General features: G+C 37.2%; 20 protein-coding genes. 3 read left to right on the forward strand and 17 right to left on the reverse strand.

Annotated elements, in window-relative coordinates:
- Positions 1-38: 38 nt before the first annotated feature.
- From atpG to rpmH, 17 genes are all read right to left on the reverse strand, one after another.
- Positions 39-899 (reverse strand): F0F1 ATP synthase subunit gamma, encoded by an 861-nt coding sequence (atpG, locus tag FGD67_RS11315; RefSeq protein WP_081179537.1) that lies wholly within the window; start codon positions 897-899, stop codon positions 39-41.
- A 27-nt stretch (positions 900-926) separates the two neighbouring features.
- Positions 927-2,468, reverse strand: coding sequence for a F0F1 ATP synthase subunit alpha (gene atpA / locus FGD67_RS11320; RefSeq protein ID WP_257171302.1), 1,542 nt, complete (start codon positions 2,466-2,468; stop codon positions 927-929).
- Between the two features lie 13 nt (positions 2,469-2,481).
- The gene (atpH, locus tag FGD67_RS11325; protein ID WP_257171303.1) at positions 2,482-3,015 is read right to left on the reverse strand and encodes a F0F1 ATP synthase subunit delta; all 534 of its coding nucleotides are present in this window, start codon (positions 3,013-3,015) and stop codon (positions 2,482-2,484) included.
- Positions 3,016-3,029: 14 nt separating this feature from the next.
- Positions 3,030-3,500 (reverse strand): F0F1 ATP synthase subunit B, encoded by a 471-nt coding sequence (gene atpF / locus FGD67_RS11330; protein ID WP_257171304.1) that lies wholly within the window; start codon positions 3,498-3,500, stop codon positions 3,030-3,032.
- Between the two features lie 32 nt (positions 3,501-3,532).
- The gene (atpE, locus tag FGD67_RS11335) at positions 3,533-3,760 is read right to left on the reverse strand and encodes a F0F1 ATP synthase subunit C (RefSeq protein ID WP_077284459.1); all 228 of its coding nucleotides are present in this window, start codon (positions 3,758-3,760) and stop codon (positions 3,533-3,535) included.
- Between the two features lie 97 nt (positions 3,761-3,857).
- Positions 3,858-4,628 carry a F0F1 ATP synthase subunit A gene (gene atpB, locus FGD67_RS11340; protein ID WP_085330525.1) on the reverse strand — a complete coding sequence of 257 codons (771 nt, stop codon included), beginning with the start codon at positions 4,626-4,628 and terminating at the stop codon, positions 3,858-3,860.
- Positions 4,629-4,645: 17 nt separating this feature from the next.
- The gene (locus FGD67_RS11345) at positions 4,646-5,038 is read right to left on the reverse strand and encodes an ATP synthase subunit I (protein WP_257171305.1); all 393 of its coding nucleotides are present in this window, start codon (positions 5,036-5,038) and stop codon (positions 4,646-4,648) included.
- Positions 5,039-5,318: 280 nt separating this feature from the next.
- Positions 5,319-6,209: a ParB/RepB/Spo0J family partition protein gene (locus FGD67_RS11350; protein ID WP_257171306.1), complete on the reverse strand. Its 891-nt coding sequence runs from the start codon at positions 6,207-6,209 to the stop codon at positions 5,319-5,321.
- Positions 6,210-6,221: 12 nt separating this feature from the next.
- On the reverse strand, positions 6,222-7,022 hold the full coding sequence (locus FGD67_RS11355; RefSeq protein WP_257171307.1) for a ParA family protein: 801 nt from the start codon (positions 7,020-7,022) through the stop codon (positions 6,222-6,224).
- A gap of 40 nt (positions 7,023-7,062) precedes the next feature.
- A complete protein-coding gene (gene rsmG, locus FGD67_RS11360; RefSeq protein ID WP_257171308.1) occupies positions 7,063-7,689 on the reverse strand; it encodes a 16S rRNA (guanine(527)-N(7))-methyltransferase RsmG in 627 nt (208 codons plus the stop codon).
- A gap of 30 nt (positions 7,690-7,719) precedes the next feature.
- Positions 7,720-9,609: a tRNA uridine-5-carboxymethylaminomethyl(34) synthesis enzyme MnmG gene (gene mnmG / locus FGD67_RS11365; protein ID WP_257171309.1), complete on the reverse strand. Its 1,890-nt coding sequence runs from the start codon at positions 9,607-9,609 to the stop codon at positions 7,720-7,722.
- A 411-nt stretch (positions 9,610-10,020) separates the two neighbouring features.
- A complete protein-coding gene (gene mioC / locus FGD67_RS11370) occupies positions 10,021-10,464 on the reverse strand; it encodes an FMN-binding protein MioC (RefSeq protein WP_257171310.1) in 444 nt (147 codons plus the stop codon).
- Positions 10,465-10,515: 51 nt separating this feature from the next.
- A complete protein-coding gene (gene mnmE / locus FGD67_RS11375; protein ID WP_257171311.1) occupies positions 10,516-11,901 on the reverse strand; it encodes a tRNA uridine-5-carboxymethylaminomethyl(34) synthesis GTPase MnmE in 1,386 nt (461 codons plus the stop codon).
- Between the two features lie 190 nt (positions 11,902-12,091).
- Entirely contained in the window at positions 12,092-13,720 is a 1,629-nt protein-coding gene (gene yidC / locus FGD67_RS11380; RefSeq protein ID WP_257171312.1) for a membrane protein insertase YidC, read from the reverse strand.
- Positions 13,721-13,726: 6 nt separating this feature from the next.
- Positions 13,727-13,975 carry a membrane protein insertion efficiency factor YidD gene (gene yidD, locus FGD67_RS11385; protein ID WP_257171313.1) on the reverse strand — a complete coding sequence of 83 codons (249 nt, stop codon included), beginning with the start codon at positions 13,973-13,975 and terminating at the stop codon, positions 13,727-13,729.
- The gene (gene rnpA, locus FGD67_RS11390; protein ID WP_257171314.1) at positions 13,942-14,298 is read right to left on the reverse strand and encodes a ribonuclease P protein component; all 357 of its coding nucleotides are present in this window, start codon (positions 14,296-14,298) and stop codon (positions 13,942-13,944) included. The genes yidD and rnpA overlap by 34 nt, the downstream gene beginning before the upstream one ends.
- Before the next feature lie 41 nt (positions 14,299-14,339).
- Entirely contained in the window at positions 14,340-14,474 is a 135-nt protein-coding gene (gene rpmH / locus FGD67_RS11395) for a 50S ribosomal protein L34 (RefSeq protein ID WP_033080930.1), read from the reverse strand.
- Positions 14,475-14,951: 477 nt separating this feature from the next.
- On the opposite strand from rpmH, the gene dnaA reads away from it, so the two are divergent.
- The 3 genes from dnaA to recF are packed head-to-tail and all read left to right on the forward strand — an operon-like array spanning position 14,952 to position 18,549.
- Positions 14,952-16,313, forward strand: a complete 1,362-nt coding sequence (dnaA, locus tag FGD67_RS11400) for a chromosomal replication initiator protein DnaA (RefSeq protein ID WP_257171315.1) — start codon at positions 14,952-14,954, stop codon at positions 16,311-16,313.
- Between the two features lie 28 nt (positions 16,314-16,341).
- The gene (dnaN, locus tag FGD67_RS11405) at positions 16,342-17,445 is read left to right on the forward strand and encodes a DNA polymerase III subunit beta (protein WP_257171316.1); all 1,104 of its coding nucleotides are present in this window, start codon (positions 16,342-16,344) and stop codon (positions 17,443-17,445) included.
- A 9-nt stretch (positions 17,446-17,454) separates the two neighbouring features.
- On the forward strand, positions 17,455-18,549 hold the full coding sequence (gene recF, locus FGD67_RS11410; protein ID WP_257171317.1) for a DNA replication/repair protein RecF: 1,095 nt from the start codon (positions 17,455-17,457) through the stop codon (positions 18,547-18,549).
- The last annotated feature ends 10 nt before the right edge of the window (positions 18,550-18,559 follow it).

Here is an 18,559-nt window from a genome sequence, read left to right on the forward strand (position 1 = left end):
TGCTCTTATTTACTAAAAAATAAACAAAGAACCTTTGCTTATACCGCTGCTGCACCAGCACAAATTTCACCCAATTCTTGAGTAATACTTGCTTGACGAGCTTTGTTGTATACCAATTGTAAATCATCAATTAAGTCACCCGCATTATCAGTTGCAGATTTCATTGCAACCATACGAGCAGCTTGTTCACATGCGAGGTTTTCAACCACACCTTGATATACTTGAGATTCTGTATAACGAACTAATAAATGTTCAAGTATTGCTTGAGCATCAGGTTCGTATATGTAATCCCAGCGATGCTTAATAGCGTCATCATCTGACTTAGGCAAAGGTAAAAGTTGATCGATTGTCGGTTTTTGCGTCATGGTATTAACAAACTTGTTATATACAATGAACAATCTATCTATCTCACCATTGTCATAGGCATTTAACATCACCTTTACACTACCAACTAAGTCAGTAAGTGAAGGGTTGTCACCTAATCCCGAAATTTGTGAAACGACTTTAGCGCCCATATTATTAAAAAATGACGTAGCTTTAGAACCCACTACGGCAAATTCAACTTCGGCGCCTGCTGATTGCTGTTTACCAGCATCAGCAAGTACTTGCTTAAACAAGTTAATGTTTAAACCACCACACAAACCACGGTCTGTTGAGACTACGATATAACCTACACGCTTGGCTTCACGTTCTTCCATATATGGATGACGATATTCTAGATTACCAAGCGCGATGTGACCGATCACATTTCGCATATTTTCAGCGTATGGACGAGAGGCAGCCATGCTATCCTGCGCTTTACGCATTTTGCTTGCTGCAACCATTTCCATTGCGCTGGTGATCTTCTGTGTGTTTTTTACACTTCCGATCTTCGATTTTATCTCTTTACCACCGGCCATGACTATTCTCCGAAAAGGTTAACTAAATTACCAAGTTTGAGTAGCTTTGAAAGCTTCAATCGCCTTCGCTAAACCAGACTCGATATCTTTGTTATAGTCGCCTTTTTCATTGATAGTAGCCATCAACTCAGCGTGGTCATTGTTTACGTATGTACGTAATGCATCTTCAAAATCAACAACTTTGTTGATTGCGATATCATTTAAATAGCCTTTTTCTGCGGCAAATAAAGATACAGCTGTTTCAGCAATTGACAATGGGCTGTATTGCTTTTGCTTCATCAGTTCAGTAACACGTTGACCATGCTCTAATTGAGCACGAGTCGCATCATCTAAATCTGAAGCAAACTGAGCAAAGGCTGCTAATTCAGCATATTGTGCTAATGCCAAACGAATACCACCACCAAGTTTCTTGATGATTTTAGTTTGCGCAGCACCACCAACACGAGATACAGAAATACCAGCGTTAACAGCAGGACGAATACCTGAGTTAAATAGGTTAGATTCTAAGAAGATCTGACCATCGGTAATTGAGATTACGTTAGTTGGTACGAATGCAGATACATCACCCGCTTGCGTTTCAATGATAGGTAATGCTGTTAAAGAACCTGTTTTGCCTTTAACTGCGCCTTTTGTGAAACGTTCAACGTATGCTTCGTTTACACGAGCAGCACGTTCAAGCAAACGACTGTGAAGATAGAAAACATCACCTGGGTAGGCTTCACGGCCTGGCGGACGACGTAAAAGCAATGAAATTTGACGGTAAGCAACGGCTTGCTTTGACAAATCATCATATACGATTAATGCATCTTCACCACGGTCACGGAAGTATTCACCCATAGTACAGCCAGAATATGCTGACAAGTACTGAAGAGCAGCTGCTTCAGAAGCACCAGCAACAACAACGATAGTATTAGCTAACGCGCCGTGCTCTTCTAAAGAACGTACTAAGTTAGCAACAGTCGACGCTTTTTGGCCAATTGCTACGTATACACACTTAATACCTGTGTTCTTCTGGTTAATAATTGCGTCTAATGCAATGGCAGATTTACCAATTTGACGGTCACCAATGATAAGTTCACGTTGACCACGACCAATTGGAATCATTGCATCGATTGATTTAATACCCGTTTGCACAGGCTCATCAACAGACTTACGATCGATTACACCTGGTGCAACCATTTCAACTGGAGAGAAACCATCGTTTTCGATAGGTCCTTTACCGTCAATTGGCTCACCAAGAGTGTTTACAACACGGCCTAATAAGCCACGTCCGACTGGTACTTCTAAAATACGACCAGTACATTTTACTTTTACGCCTTCAGCTAGATCCGCATAAGGACCCATAACTACCGCACCGACCGAGTCACGGTCAAGGTTTAAAGCGATAGCAAAGCGATTGCCAGGAAGTTCGATCATCTCGCCTTGCATTACGTCTGCAAGGCCATGAATACGAATGATACCATCTGTTACAGAAACGATAGTACCTTCATTACGAGCTTCACTAACTACGTCAAACTGTTCAATACGACTCTTGATCAGTTCAGCGATTTCAGTGGAATTCAGTTGCATGCTCTGTTCCCCGTTAGGATTGCATTGTTGTTGCTAAGCGGTTCAATTTACCTCGTACTGAACCATCTATTACCATGTCACCAGCTTTTATTACTAAACCAGAGACTACGTTTGCATCAATATTACAATTAAGTTTAACTTTTCGAGCCAAACGCTTTTCAAGCGCAGCGCCTAATGTAGTTTCTTGTTCAGCTGTTAATTCAACAGCTGAAGTTACATCCACAGAAATTGTTTTCTCATGTTCAGCTTTTAATTCACTAAACTGAGCAAGAACCTGTGGTAGCACCAATAAACGTTGATTTTCAGCCATCACCTTAATTAGGTTTTGGCCATTACTATCAAGTTGTACATCACAGACTTTTAAAAAAATGTCTTGTGCTTGTTCAACTGATGCACCACCAGAGAGATACTCTTTAATGGTGGCATCATTAGCAACTTCTGCGGCAAAAACTAGCATTTCTAACCAGCTTTCTACTGCATTTGCTTCAATAGCAAAATCAAACGCCGCTTTAGCGTAGGGACGAGCGATGGTTGTCAATTCAGACATAAGCTCAGTTCCCTCTAAAGTTCAGCTACAAGTTTATCTAAAATGTCGCTATGTGCAGCGGCATCAATTGAACGTTCAAGAATTTTCTCGGCACCAGCTACCGCAAGAATAGCCACTTGTTGGCGCAATTCTTCTTTAGCTTGGTTACGTTCAGTATCAATTTCTGTACGACCTGACGCTAAGATTTTATCTTTCTCAGCTTGTGCTTTAACTGCAGCTTCTTCAATTATTTGAGCTTCACGCTTTTTAGCAGCTTCGACAATGCCGGCTGCTTGCGCTTTAGCGTTTTTTAATTGTGCTGTAGCTTTTTCTTGAGCAAGCTCAAGATCTTTTGCGGCACGGTCAGAAGCAGCAAGACCATCAGCAATAATTGCTTGACGCGCTTCGATGGCACCAATAATTGGTGGCCATACATACTTCATACAAAAAATTACGAATACGATAAATGCGATTAATTCACCAATTAAGGTCATATTAAGATTCATTTATGTATCTCCTATTCAAATTCGCGTTTAAATTAAGCTGGAACACCAACTGCGAATAATAGGTATAAGCCAATAGCAACACCGATCATTGCAATAGCATCGATAAGACCCGCTACGATGAACATTTTAACTTGAAGTTGAGGTGCTAATTCAGGTTGACGTGCAGCAGATTCTAAGAACTTGCCACCAAGTAAACCAAAACCAATCGCAGTACCAAGAGCACCTAGACCGATTAATAAAGCAACAGCGATATATAACATATTTATCTCCGATTATTTAAAGTTATAAAGTTAAAAAACTAAGGTTAAAAAAACTATGTTTGGGCATCCTGCCCTTAGCTCCAAAGAGCTAAATGAATTAATGATCTTCGTGCGCTAGACTCAAATATAGAATCGTTAACATCATGAAGATAAACGCTTGTAATGGGATAACCAACAAGTGGAAAGCAGCCCATAAAAAGTGTACTGGCAATTGGAATAAACCAATTGTCGCAATTAGCAAGAAAATTAATTCACCGGCGTACAAGTTACCAAACAAACGAAGTGCTAGTGATAACGGACGAGCCAATAAAGTAACCATCTCTAAAATAAAGTTAACAGGATAAAGTGACCAATGACCAAACGGCTGTGTGGTTAGCTCTTTAATAAACCCGCCAATACCTTTTACTTTAATTGAGTAGTAGATGATAAGTACAAAAACACCCAGAGCTAAAGCAAAAGTCATGTTTGGATCGGTTGTAGGTACGGCTTTCATGTAATGCACACCAAACAACTCAAAAATACGCGGTATTAAATCTACCGGTACCCAATCCATAGCATTCATTAACAATACCCAAACAAAAATGGTTAATGCTAATGGAGCGATAACAGGGTTTTTACCATGAAAGGTACTTTTAACACTGTCATCGACAAATTCTACAATCATTTCAACAGCACATTGCAATTTACCGGGAACACCAGTACTTGCTTTTTTAGCGACTGAACGAAACAACATAATAAAAACCAAACCTAAAAACACCGACCAACCAAGTGTATCTATGTGAACGGTCATAAACCCTTCACCGACAGACAAATTGGTTAAATGGTGTTTAATATATTCTTGGCTGGTAATTTCCGCACCTGAAGACATATTAATTATCCCAATGATTAAAGTTTAAACAAAAATGGTGTTAATAATGGTAAAGCCACTACTAAACAAAAACTGCTGAAAAAAGCTATCGGCTCTATCGCTAAAAATTTGAAGGCTAGCGCAAATAAAACGGCCGTTAATACAATTTTCAATTTTTCGCCACTGTAAAAGGCATCTAAAACCTTTTCGGACGATCTTGCTCCAGCATACTTAAATGCTTTATAAGCAAATATAAAATTAGGGATTATACTTATTGCGCCACCTGCTAACACCGAGTGTGCAAAAGATAATCCCCAAATAAAATATGTCGCTACACTGCAAGTTAAAACAATGACTATCGAAATCAATATTTGCTTAAAAGCAAATTGCCTTCCTGGTTTAGCTAACTCATTGTGAATAAATAAACTCACCAGAAACCCCGTACGATATTTTTCGTAATACTTACAGTTTTTTAAAGATGTATTTTCATCTTTAAAAAGCCGACGCAAGTATACTTAATTACAGCGCCAATGCAACAAAATAGGGCGCTCATTGCCCAGATAATGTGCTAAATGTAACACTAAATGTCAAAATTACGACTAATGTATAATCTATTATGAAAACTTTCTCTTATAATTACTAAAGTTGTCATATAGATTGAATTGAGTAAGCAACTCATCGGATCAAAGTTGCTTACTTTAGTGAGTAGAGTTAAAAAGAGTTAAAGCGTGAAACAATACCGTCAAGTTCAGATAAATCGCTGTATGAAATAACTAACTTACCTTTACCTTTTTTATTATGATTTATCGTAACATTCGAACCTAGTTTTTCTGATAAATTTTGCTCTAACGCTTTAGTGTTAGGATCTACCATTTTTTCTTCCACTTCTTTAGCGGGTTGTTGTACTTTTTTAATTAACGCTTCTGTTTCACGAACATTGAGTTCTTTCGCCACAACAATACGCGCAGTATTAGTTTGAACATCATTATCTAGTGCTAACAAAGCACGAGCATGGCCCATTTCGATATCACCATGCTCAAGCAAAGTTTTCACCTCACTATTGAGGTTATTTAAACGCAATAGATTCGTTACTGCCGTTCTTGATTTCCCCACGGCATCAGCCACTTCTTGATGGGTTAATTCAAATTCAATTAATAAACGCTCTAATGCTATGGCTTCTTCCATAGCATTTAAATCTTCACGTTGAATATTTTCAATTAATGCAATAGCAACCGCAGCTTCATCAGGTACATGCTTAATTAAACAAGGCACGGTGTCTAATTCAGCTAATTGAGCGGCACGCCAGCGACGCTCACCCGCTATAATTTCATAACTGTGCTCACTAACAGGACGTACGACAATAGGTTGAATAATACCTTGTGACTTTATAGAGTTTGCTAAATCATCTAGTGCTTCAGCCGACATATCTTTGCGCGGTTGATATTTACCTGGATGCAATTGCTCTATCGGTAAATTTTGTAATTCTGCATTTTTATTTGATGACTCTTTTTGACCTTCAGCATTCGCTGTAGACTCACTTTCAGGCTTTGTTAATAAGGCATCAAGACCACGACCTAGACCTCTACGTTTTGTTTGACTCATGATATTCCTTACTTACTCTGTAGTTGCTTGCGGTGTAGGTTGTTTTTTTTGTTCTGCACGACGTAATATTTCACCCGCCAAGGCAAGATAAGCTTTTGCCCCTGTAGAGGACTTATCATAATACATCACAGGTGCACCAAAGCTTGGTGCTTCCGCTAAACGGACATTACGCGGAATAACTGTGCGATAGACTTTATCACCAAAATGACGTTTTAATTGCTCTGATACATCATTAGCTAAACGGTTCCGAGGATCGTACATAGTGCGTAAAATACCTTCGATATGAAGTTTGCCATTTACTACCGTTGTTAATTGCGAAATGGTATCCATTAATGCGGTTAAGCCTTCTAAGGCATAATATTCACATTGCATAGGCACCAATACTGAATCTGCCGCTGTCATGGCATTAACAGTCAACATGTTTAATGAAGGTGGGCAATCAATAATAATAAAATCGTAGTCATTTCTTACTTTTGATAAAGCATTTTTTAATCTATGCTCGCGAGAGTAAACCTCCATCAATTTAATTTCAGCGGCTGTAACATCACTATTGGCAGCAATAAGATCATAAACACCGGCAGTATTTTTACAAACCACGTCTTCAAAAGGACGTTCTTCTATCAGCAATTCATAACAAGTTGCTGGTACTTCATATTTATCAATACCGCTCCCCATAGTAGCATTACCTTGGGGATCAAGATCGATCAATAAAACTTTACGTTTAGTTGCCGCAAGAGAAGCAGCAAGATTAACTGAGGTTGTCGTTTTTCCGACACCACCTTTTTGGTTTGCAACCGCTATTATTTTTCCCACAGGAGCCTCAAATACTTTCTGAGCAAAAGTTTATTATTATTTATGATTTTACTAATTCAATCAAATGGCGTTCACCCTCTAATTGAGGAACGATAATCGTATAACTATTTGTAAGTGAAATATTGCTCGGTAATGCCGATATTTCATCTTCAGGATAAATACCTTTCAATGCTAAAAATCGACCATGCTCTGCACTTACTAAATGTTCACACCATGTCACCATATCAATTAATGATGAAAAAGCTCGACTGAGTACACCATCAAAAGGCTGTTCGGGATGATATTGCTCAACGCGTGATTTAACTGGTGTAACATTACCTAGTTTTAATTGAAAAACAACTTGTCTTAAAAAAGTAATCCTTTTCCCTAGGCTGTCTAATAAGACAAAATTACGCTCTGGGTACAAAATAGCCAGTGGAATACCGGGTAAACCGGGTCCGGTACCTACATCAATAAATGATTGACCTTTAAGTAATGGTCCCACCATTAAACTATCCATAATATGCTTTACTATCATATCTTTAGGATCACGTATTGAGGTTAAGTTGTAGGCTTTATTCCATTTATTTAATAATTCAACATATTGGATAAGTAACGATACTTGCTCTGTAGAAACCTCAAGTGAGGTTTCTTTAATCAGAGCAATAAGTTGTTCGGATAATGTCATTAGGTGGAATCTTTCGTTTATGCTGATTTATTATGCAATTTTGCGTAATAAGCCATGTTTTTTCAGATAAACCAATAATAACGAAATTGCGGCTGGAGTAATACCAGAAATACGCGATGCTTTGCCAATAGTTTCAGGACGAGCATCTGAAAGTTTAGCAACAACCTCATTTGATAAGCCCGATATTTGGGTAAAATCAAAATCTAATGGGATTAAAGTGTTTTCATGACGCTTCTTTTTAGCTATTTCATCTAACTGTCGGTCGATATAGCCGGCATACTTGATTTGAATTTCAATTTGTTCAGCGGCTTGCTTATCAGCCATTTTAGGACCTAAGCCTTCAATCGACATGAGATCATCATAACGAACTTCTGGACGTCGAACGAGATCTTCTAAGCTGTTCTCACGGCTTAATGGTGTTTTCAATAATTCATTAACTTTTGCAACAGCAGGGTGATCCTTCTGTAGCCAAGTTGATCGTAAACGTTGGCGCTCTGTTTCAACATTTTCCATTTTTTCACTAAAACGTTGCCAACGTTGATCATCAACTAAACCTAAACTACGACCTTTTTCAGTTAAACGAATATCAGCATTATCTTCGCGAAGCAATAAACGATATTCGGCACGTGAAGTGAACATTCTGTAAGGTTCTTTAGTACCTAAGGTAGCTAAATCATCAATGAGAACTCCCATATAAGCTTGATCTCGAGTTAATATCAGCTCTTCTTTGCCTTGTACTCTTGCTGCAGCGTTAGTGGCAGCAACAAGACCTTGAGCTCCAGCCTCTTCATAACCGGTAGTACCGTTTATTTGTCCTGCAAAATATAAATTTTCAACAAATTTACTTTCTAACGTTTGCTTCAGATCACGCGGATCAAAAAAGTCATATTCGATTGCATAACCAGGACGAGTAATATGAGCATTTTCAAAACCTTTAATCGATCTAACAAGATCCATTTGCACATCAAACGGTAAACTTGTTGAAATGCCATTAGGATAAATTTCATGTGTATTTAATCCTTCAGGTTCAACAAATATCTGATGACTATCTTTATCAGCAAAGCGATGTATTTTATCTTCAATTGAAGGGCAGTAACGAGGACCTATCCCTTCAATAACACCAGTATACATAGGTGAACGATCTAATCCTGATTTAATAATTTCATGTGTTTTCTGGTTAGTATGAGTAATAAAACAAGAAACTTGTGCGGGATGATCGTTTGTAGAACCCATGTAAGAAAATACTGGACGAGGATCATCACCAGGTTGCTCAGTCATGACAGAAAAATCAAGTGATCTTGCGTCTAAACGTGGTGGAGTTCCGGTTTTCAAACGATCGATTCGAAATGGCATATCACGTAGACGTGCAGCAAGGTTAACACTAGCAGGATCACCTGCTCGACCACCTTGGTAATTATTTAAACCAATATGAATTTGACCAGCAAGGAAGGTACCTACCGTTAAAACAACGCTTTTTGCTTTAAATTTCAAGCCCATTTGCGTTGAAACACCGACGATCTTATTGTTTTCTAGGATTAGATCATCACAAGGTTGTTGAAAAATGGTCAAATTTTCTTGATTTTCAAGATAGTTTCTGACGAAATTACGATATAAGTTTCGATCAGCTTGCACACGAGTTGCGCGTACAGCCGGACCTTTACTGGCATTTAAGGTTCTAAATTGTATTGCTGCATGATCAGCTGCAGTTGCCATTAAACCACCAAGCGCATCAATTTCTTTTACCAGATGACCTTTGCCAATACCACCAATGGCTGGGTTGCATGACATTTGGCCAAGTGTATCGATGTTATGGGTCAACAATAATGTTTTACAGCCCATGCGTGCTGCTGCAAGTGAAGCTTCTGTACCAGCATGACCACCCCCAACAACGATTACGTCATAAGACTCTTGATACCACATAAATTATTGACCTTAGTTTGTTTTGCTTTTGAAAATTAAGAGCGATATTTTAGCGCTTTTTTTGCTTCAGGGGAATGATCAAATTGAGGAAAAGATCTTAGCTTGATCCTTAAATAATATATAAAGATCTATTTAAAGATCTTATTATTATTACTTATTAGGATCCTGCTTTTCTGTTGATAAGTCACTTTTCTTTATAAAAAACATACTATTAACTAGGGGGCTTCCTTGTGATCAAGCATTGATCAACTCAGTTATAAGCTTTGATCAAAACTGCTACTTATCCACAAGTAAAATAAAGTTAATTTATATACACTGAATAATAATAGTTAATTAATAGCTTTTCCTTATAGTTATCCACATCTATGGTTTTTTAGAACCTTTAATGTGAATAACTTATGGGTAAGTTACTTATAAAAGATCTTTATTCTCATTTAACCAGTGTTGAGCACGCTCTTCTGGATCGATATCCTCACTCATATCTAATGTGAGTAAAGCTGTGATCTCAGTACAACCTTTTGAAATTAATATATTATTTATTTTTTTAGCGGCATAACAGAAGGTATCATAGCTTGAGTCACCAATGCCGATCGTTAGAAAATTTATTGAGGATAGATCTTGATCGCTCTTTTCAAGATCTGTGATAAATGTTTGAATATTGTCAGGGTAATCACCGGCACCATGAGTTGATGTACAAATTAGCCAAGTTTGATTTTCGTTTGAAATTTGAGCAAATGTTGGTTGTAAATGCACGTCAACTTGATGGCCAAGTGCTATTAATGTTTCCTCACAGGCCTCTGCTACATATTCTGAGCCACCTAACATACTGCCAACAATGATTTGAAATGAACTCATTTTCTATTCCTATTAGTTGTTATTTTTTAAATATTGAGATAGATCTTGTTACTATTTACCGATACAAAATGATGAAAAAATCTCACTTAAAAGATCATCATTGGTAAATTCACCGGTGATCTTATTGAGTTCTTGCTGACAAAAACGTAATTCTTCAGCCAATATTTCTCCAGCAACATAAGACTCAAGTTGCTCTAAGCCTATTTCTAAGTGTTGATGTGCTTGCTCAAGTGCTACTAAATGACGTCGTCTCGCCATAAAACCACCTTCAGTGCTACCTTGATAACCCATGATATGTTTAAGGTGCTCAGTTAGCGCTGAGACGCCCGCACCTGTTTTCGCTGACAAAGTTACCGTAGGAGTGGTATTTAATTCACTGTAACCGGTTTTAGCTCGGCTAATATCTGCTTTGTTTCGTATTACGGTTAAGCCAATATTCGCGGGTAACTTCTCGAAAAATTCTGGCCAGACTGTTTTTGGATCTATGTTTTCATCCAGAGAAGAGTCGATCATTAATAATACTCGATCGGCTTGTTTGATTTCTTGCCAAGCACGTTCAATGCCTATTTGTTCTACTTTATCAGCGCTTTCTCTTAATCCTGCGGTATCAATGATATGTAATGGCATACCGTCAATATGTATTTGTTCTGTTAATACGTCACGAGTAGTGCCTTCAATATCAGTTACTATGGCACTTTCTTTACCGCTTAAAGCATTGAGCAAACTGGATTTACCCGCATTCGGTCGCCCAGCAATAACTACACGCATACCTTCTCTGATAATACTGCCTTGTTGGGCTTTATTTTTTACTTCAGCTACTTGTGCAATGATTGCTTTTAAATCATTAACAACTTTTTCGTCAGCAAGAAAATCTATTTCTTCCTCAGGAAAATCAATAGCGGCTTCAACATACATACGTAAATGTATCGTGTCATTGACCATTTTATGGACTAGCTTTGAAAAATCACCTTGTAGAGAATGTAAAGCACAACGGGCGGCTTGCTCTGAACTTGAGTTGATTAAGTCTGCAATGGCTTCAGCTTGTGTTAAATCGAGTTTGTCGTTGAGAAAGGCTTGTTCACTGAACTCACCGGGGCCTGCCATACGCACTTTAGGGAGTGCGAGTATCTCTTTTAGTAACATATCTAAAATAATGGGACCACCATGTCCTTGAAGCTCTAATACGTCTTCACCAGTAAAAGAGTTAGGACCTTTAAAGTACAAGGCTATACCTTGATCTAATGCTTGGCCTTTTTGAGTTTTGAAAGTTAAATATTCAGCTTTTCTAAGTTCTGGTAGCTTGCCTAAAATTGCTTGAGCAACATTTTTAACTTCAGGACCTGAAACTCTGATGATACCAACCCCACCTCTTCCTGGTGCTGTAGCTTGTGCTGCGATAGTTTCTTTTTGGCTTGATGAAAAAGCAAGGTTAGACATGACATGTTCTCAGTTAACGGTAAATTCTATTAATTGGCGATATTATAAACCGTTAAGTACTTGCGTGAAATGCGCACTGAACTTTTGTTTGATTTTTTACAGACGATATTGCCGATAAAGAAAGTTGAAAGCTAAATTTAAGGTATAAAAAAAGGTAGCCGAAGCTACCTTTTCACAGATAAAAACAGTTTTACTTCGCTTTGGCTTTTTCGATGCCCGAGAATATTATTTTCATTTGTACAATTGAAATAATATTACTGACTAACCAGTAAAGTACTAATCCTGAAGGGAACCAGAAAAAGAATACGGTGAACATAACTGGCATATACTGCATTATTTTCTGCTGCATAGGGTCTTGAACCGTCATGGGCTGCATTTTTTGCATAATGAACATACTGATACCCATTAATATTGGCAAAATGTAGAACGGGTCTTGTGCTGATAGATCTTGGATCCACAACATAAATGGCGCGTGACGCAATTCAACACTTTCTAAGAATACCCAATATAATGCTAAGAAGATTGGCATTTGAATAATTAATGGTAAACAACCACCAGCAGGATTTACTTTTTCTTTACGATAAAGTTCCATCATGGCTTGTGACATTTTTTGTTTATCATCACCAAAACGTTCTTTTAACTGGGTCATTTTAGGTTGTAATGCGCGCATTTTAGCCATTGAGGTATATTGCGCTTTGGTTAGTGGATACATACCACCTTTAACTATTAGGGTGATGATGATGATGGCTACACCCCAGTTAGTGACAATAGATTGGATTTTAATTAGCAGCCAGAATAATGGTTGGCTGATCATAAATAAGAAACCGTAATCTATAGTTAAATCTAAGTTTTCTTCGATGTTCTCAAGCACATCTTGATCTTTTGGGCCAACATAAAAGATTGCTGATGTTGTTGCTGTACTATTTGGCTCTATAGTTATTGCAGGAGCTTTAAAGCCAATAACCGCATCTTTATTGCTTGAATAACGGGTATATAATTGGTTATTTGCTGTTTTTTCAGGTACCCATGCAGAAACGAAATAGTGTTGTAACATGGCTACCCAACCACCTTGAGTAGAAACATTTAAGTTTGTTTCTTCAATATCGTCAAACTTATACTTTTCATAAACATCTTCAGTGGTCGAATATGCCGCACCTTTATAGGTAGGAATTAGGCCGCTGCCACTTTCAATTAAAGTGGTTTGCTTAAGTTGTGCATACATTTGCACACTTGCTGGCGTACTAGCATTGTTTTCAATGATATATTCAACATCAACAGCGTAGCTATCAAAACCGAAGGTAAAGCGTTTAGTAACAGACAAACCGGCAGTGTCAATGTAATTTAAATCTATAACCAGAGGTTCATTAGTATTTGCTTGATATGAAGTTGCTGATGTTTGATAGATAGGACGACCCTGAATAACACGGTCTAAACCTTGTGCGCCAGTTAAGCCACTTTGTGCAACATAACGATCACGGTCACTGCGTAAAATAGTAAACGGGATACCGTTACCTTGCTCAGTATCAAATTTTAGTAATTTAGCTTCAACAATGTCACCACCTTTAGTATCAATTTTTAGTGAAAAAACATTATTGGTCACTGAAATTAGGCTAGCACTTACTGGCGTTTTTTCATTGTTAATAGACGTTACTGTTGCTGATGATTCAGGAACAAATTCGCCGTTATTATTGCTTGGTGTTGTTTGTTGAGTTACTGCTGGTTGCTCAATAACTGGAGCATTGTCCATTTGCCATTGATTAAATAGCAAATAGGTAACAACCATAAGCGCAATAAAAAGAAAACTGCGTTGGGATTCCATAATGTCTTATTTCTCTTTTTTTGATAGTGGCACGGGATCATGTCCTCCCGCATTAAGTGGGTGGCATTTTAGTATACGTTTGCCTGCTAACCAACAACCTTTTATCACACCAAAGCGATTTATTGCTTCTATAGCGTAAAAAGAGCATGTTGGATCAAATCTACAATGAGGACCAAGCAATGGGCTAAGCCAACGCTGGTAAGCTTTTACTAAGGTAATAGCTACTTTTTGTGGCGCTGAATTATTTTTCGCCATATTTTTTCCAATTGCTGATTAATTTCTTTATTTTCGAGCTTATCAGTACCTGATTTAACCATAACCACCATATCTATATGGGGGAGATTATGTTGATTTAAACGGAAGCTTTCTCGAATTTGTCGTTTAATACGATTTCGTTGTACAGCTAATTTAACCCGTTTTTTAGCAATGGCTAGACCGAGACGGTTGTTTTTATCAGAATTTGGGGTGATGAGAATGGTGATGTGGCTAGACCCAAAACGCAGAGGTTTTGAGAATACAGCTTGAAATTGACCGGGAGTCAACAAACGTGACTCCCGATTAAATTCATAAGTAACCATAGCGGTTACTATTCCTTTAACTTAAGTTGCAAGTTAAAAGATTAAGCACTAAGGCTTGCGCGGCCTTTAGCACGACGACGTGCAATTACAGCACGACCGTTTTTTGTAGCCATGCGAGCACGGAAGCCATGGTTGCGCTTACGCTTTAATACACTAGGTTGAAATGTTCTTTTCATTACGCTAATCCGTCTGTTGTTGTTGCCCTGGCAAAACAGCCTTCATGAGCACACTGGGTCTAAAAATGAGGCGAAATTCTATATAGAGAAGCAAACTTTGTCAATGGTTATTATCCAGCTATTTTAAAAAGATCGTTTACGGATCGTTCAGATCAGATAAATATCCACAGTTTTTTAACAATTTTATATTTGATAGTTAAGATATGGTCTTTTTTCCATAATAATTAAATGGTATATGGAAAGTTTTTTAACATTTATTTGCTATTAAAAACTTGCTCGCTGCCCAATTTAATTGAGCTTAGGAAAAAAAACTGTCAATAAAATGCATTTATCGAAAAGTCAATATTGATGTTGTGGATAACTATAGTGATAATAGGGTAATTATAAAAATTAATTTTTATACTCTTCTATTTTTTTATTGTTTGCTTTTATCGGTGATTAAAGACAGAAAGTATAGTATTTATCAGGAGTCGGTTGTTGGATCATACACTTTGGCAAAAATGTTTGTCTGTTCTTCAAGAAGAATTACCCGCACAACAATTTAGTATGTGGATCCGTCCGCTTCAGTGTGTGATAACAGATAATATTATGACTTTATATGCGCCAAATCGATTTGTTTTGGATTGGGTAAGAGATAAGTACGTCAATCGCATTAATGAGCTCGTGGGTATGCAGGATAGTGCTAATCCGCCATTATTACGTTTTGACGTTGGTAGTATTCCGGCACAAAAAAGTAATATTCAAAATAGTATTAGTCAATTACAGCCTAATACTAAAAGCTCAAATAAAGACATTATCGCGCCAGAAAGTAATTTACCAAAAACCACCAATATTAGAGTTAAATACACTTTTGATAACTTTGTTGAAGGTAAATCAAATCAATTAGCTCGTGCTGCAGCATCACAAGTTGCTGATAATCCCGGTGCAGCCTATAACCCGCTATTTATTTACGGTGGTACTGGCTTAGGTAAAACGCATTTATTGCATGCTGTTGGCAATGGTATTTTGTTAAATAAACCGAATGCAAAAATAGCTTATATGCATTCAGAGCGTTTTGTGCAAGATATGGTAAGAGCATTACAAAATAATGCCATGGAAAAATTTAAACAATATTATCGTTCAGTTGATGCTTTACTGATTGATGATATTCAATTTTTTGCTGGTAAAGATCGGACACAAGAAGAATTCTTTCATACTTTCAATGCTTTACTTGAAGGTAATCAGCAAATTATTTTAACCAGTGACCGTTACCCTAAAGAAGTTGATGTTGAAGATAGGTTAAAGTCACGCTTTGGCTGGGGTTTAACTATTGCCATTGAGCCACCTGAGTTAGAAACGCGTGTGGCTATTTTAAAGCGCAAAGCGCAAGAAAGTCATATTAATTTGGCTGACGAAGTGGCATTTTTTATTGCTAAACGCTTACGCTCAAATGTTCGAGAACTTGAAGGCGCATTAAATAGAGTTATTGCGAATGCTAATTTTACTGGCCGAGCGATTACCATTGATTTTGTTCGCGAAGCATTGCGTGATTTATTGGCATTACAAGATAAACTGGTCACGATTGATAATATTCAGCGCACGGTAGCTGAATATTATAAAATCAAAGTAGCTGATTTACTTTCTAAACGAAGAAATCGTTCAGTCGCTAGACCTCGCCAAATTGCAATGGCATTATCTAAAGAGCTAACGAACCACAGTTTACCTGAAATAGGTGATGCCTTCGGTGGTAGAGACCATACAACTGTATTACATGCTTGTCGTAAGGTGAAAGCGTTACGTGAAGAATCTCACGATATAAAAGAAGATTATTCAAATTTAACCAGAACATTGTCATCATAATAATAAGTAAGTTATAAGCGAGTCAGAAATGAAATTTTCATTGAATAGAGAATTACTATTGAAACCTTTATTATTGGTTTCTGGTGCTGTAGAACGAAAGAGTACACTACCTATTTTAGGTAATATTCTTTTTGATGTAAGTGGGCAATCACTTACCTTAACAGCTACTGATTTAGAACTAGAAATGGTGGCTTATGCGACTGTAGACAATCATGCAGAAGATGGGAAAATTACCATTCCCGCTCGTAAATTACTCGATATCTGTAAAAGTTTACCTGATGATTCAATGCTAACTTTTGAATCAGTTAACGATGTTATAAAAATTAGCACTGGCCGTAGTAAATATTCACTTTCAACATTGCCAGCCAGTGACTTTCCAAATATTGAAGAATGGCAAGGTGATGTAGCGTTTAAATTATTAAAGTCTGAATTATTACGTTTGATTGAAAGTACGCATTTTTCTATGGCGAATCAAGATGTTCGTTACTACTTAAATGGTATGTCGATAGAAACCGAAGGGCATGAAATACGTTCTGTTGCTACTGATGGCCATCGTTTAGCTATTTGTAAAATTTCTAATCAAGAACTTGAATTACCCGCTAGGCAAGTCATAGTTCCACGTAAAGGTATTCTAGAAATTATTCGTTTATTAGATCCTGTCGATGAAGCCGTACAGGTATTTTTGGGCTCAAATCATATTCGTATTATTGATAATGAATTTTCCTTTACCAGTAAACTTGTTGATGGCCGCTTTCCTGATTATCGTCGGGTTTTACCACGTAATGGTGATAAAATTCTTAATGCTAATAAAGATGAGTTAAGACAAGTATTATCCCGTGCTTCTATTTTATCTAATGAAAAGTTTAAAGGGGTTCGGCTTAATTTTGGCAACACAGAATTAAAAATTACCGCTAATAATCCAGAACAAGAGCAAGCGGAAGAAATTATTGGTATCGACTTTCCTTATGAAGAAGTAGAAATAGGTTTTAATGTTAGTTATGTTCTAGACGTATTAAATGCTATTAAAGAAACTGATGTTAAATTTACTTTAGCGGATGCTAATAGTAGTGTTGTAATCGAAGGTGGCGAGTCTGGTGAAGCCTTGTATGTTGTTATGCCAATGCGTTTGTAGAATTATTAAGTGAGCATTGGTAAATTATTTATACAAGATTTTCGTAATATAGCAAGTGTTGCTGCTGATTTTCATGCTGATGTAAATTTTATTATTGGTGATAATGGTAGTGGTAAAAGTAGTGTACTAGAGGCTATCTTTTATTTAGCTCATGGTAAGTCTTTCCGTAGTTCAAAAGTTGATAATTTACTAAAACACGGCAAGAATACTTTTACTGTTAGTGTCAAAACAGATAAAGATTGTCAGCTTGGAGTAAGAAAAGGTTTTAACAGTAACGCTAGCGATAGTGAAATTAGAATCGACGGAGAAAAACAAAGTAAGTTTTCATCGTTAGCTAAAAATGTTGCTGTACAAGTAATTACGCCTGAAAGTTTTATTGTTTTTTTTGGCGGTCCCAAACAAAGAAGACGCTTTATTGATTTAGGATTGTTTCACGTGAAACATTCATTTTCGGATCACTGGCGAGAGTTTTCTAGAATACTAAAGCAACGAAACGCTTGTTTAAGAAATAAAACAGATTTATCGACACTAAATTATTGGACTGATATTTTTGCTGAGAGCTCAGAACAAATAGCTCACCATAGAGCTGAATATGTGAATGAGTTGACTAACGAGTTAAGTTTTTGGTTGAAAATAATGTTACCGTCAGTATCTGATGATATAGTAATTCAATACTTACAAGGTTGGAATTCAAAGAAGAAGTTATTAGAAGTTTTAGAACAGTATCGCGATAAAGAATTATCCATGGGTTACAGTTTATTTGGTGCACAAAAGTTTGATGTAAGATTTATATTAAATGGTACATCCCTTGATAATCAACTATCTCGTGGGCAACAAAAGTTGTTTTTACTCGCTTTAACTTTTGCACAGGCAAAGCTTATTGAAAGAGTAAACCGAGTAAAACCAATTTTGTTAATTGATGATGTAGGTGCAGAACTTGATATTCACTCTAGAGCATTATTAAATAATGCAATAGCAGAAATTGATTGTCAGGTTATTGTAACTGCAATAGATAAAACAGCAGTGGAACAACTCGTTCCGCAGAAAGAAAACTATAAAATGTTTCACGTGAAACATGGCAAACTATCAGTAATGAGTGAGTAGGCTACAAGCT

The organism is Colwellia sp. M166 (assembly GCF_024585285.1).
Classification (GTDB): Bacteria; Pseudomonadota; Gammaproteobacteria; order Enterobacterales; family Alteromonadaceae; genus Cognaticolwellia.

What these genes read in the sequence shown, in the direction of transcription:
- atpG (WP_081179537.1), bottom strand. Translation starts at nt 899, where the DNA reads ATGGCCGGTGGTAAAGAGATAAAATCGAAGATCGGAAGTGTAAAAAAC.
- atpA (WP_257171302.1), bottom strand. Translation starts at nt 2,468, where the DNA reads ATGCAACTGAATTCCACTGAAATCGCTGAACTGATCAAGAGTCGTATT.
- atpH (WP_257171303.1), bottom strand. Translation starts at nt 3,015, where the DNA reads ATGTCTGAATTGACAACCATCGCTCGTCCCTACGCTAAAGCGGCGTTT.
- atpF (WP_257171304.1), bottom strand. Translation starts at nt 3,500, where the DNA reads ATGAATCTTAATATGACCTTAATTGGTGAATTAATCGCATTTATCGTA.
- atpE (WP_077284459.1), bottom strand. Translation starts at nt 3,760, where the DNA reads ATGTTATATATCGCTGTTGCTTTATTAATCGGTCTAGGTGCTCTTGGT.
- atpB (WP_085330525.1), bottom strand. Translation starts at nt 4,628, where the DNA reads ATGTCTTCAGGTGCGGAAATTACCAGCCAAGAATATATTAAACACCAT.
- FGD67_RS11350 (WP_257171306.1), bottom strand. Translation starts at nt 6,209, where the DNA reads ATGAGTCAAACAAAACGTAGAGGTCTAGGTCGTGGTCTTGATGCCTTA.
- rsmG (WP_257171308.1), bottom strand. Translation starts at nt 7,689, where the DNA reads ATGACATTATCCGAACAACTTATTGCTCTGATTAAAGAAACCTCACTT.
- mnmG (WP_257171309.1), bottom strand. Translation starts at nt 9,609, where the DNA reads ATGTGGTATCAAGAGTCTTATGACGTAATCGTTGTTGGGGGTGGTCAT.
- mioC (WP_257171310.1), bottom strand. Translation starts at nt 10,464, where the DNA reads ATGAGTTCATTTCAAATCATTGTTGGCAGTATGTTAGGTGGCTCAGAA.
- mnmE (WP_257171311.1), bottom strand. Translation starts at nt 11,901, where the DNA reads ATGTCTAACCTTGCTTTTTCATCAAGCCAAAAAGAAACTATCGCAGCA.
- yidC (WP_257171312.1), bottom strand. Translation starts at nt 13,720, where the DNA reads ATGGAATCCCAACGCAGTTTTCTTTTTATTGCGCTTATGGTTGTTACC.
- yidD (WP_257171313.1), bottom strand. Translation starts at nt 13,975, where the DNA reads ATGGCGAAAAATAATTCAGCGCCACAAAAAGTAGCTATTACCTTAGTA.
- rnpA (WP_257171314.1), bottom strand. Translation starts at nt 14,298, where the DNA reads ATGGTTACTTATGAATTTAATCGGGAGTCACGTTTGTTGACTCCCGGT.
- rpmH (WP_033080930.1), bottom strand. Translation starts at nt 14,474, where the DNA reads ATGAAAAGAACATTTCAACCTAGTGTATTAAAGCGTAAGCGCAACCAT.
- dnaN (WP_257171316.1), top strand. Translation starts at nt 16,342, where the DNA reads ATGAAATTTTCATTGAATAGAGAATTACTATTGAAACCTTTATTATTG.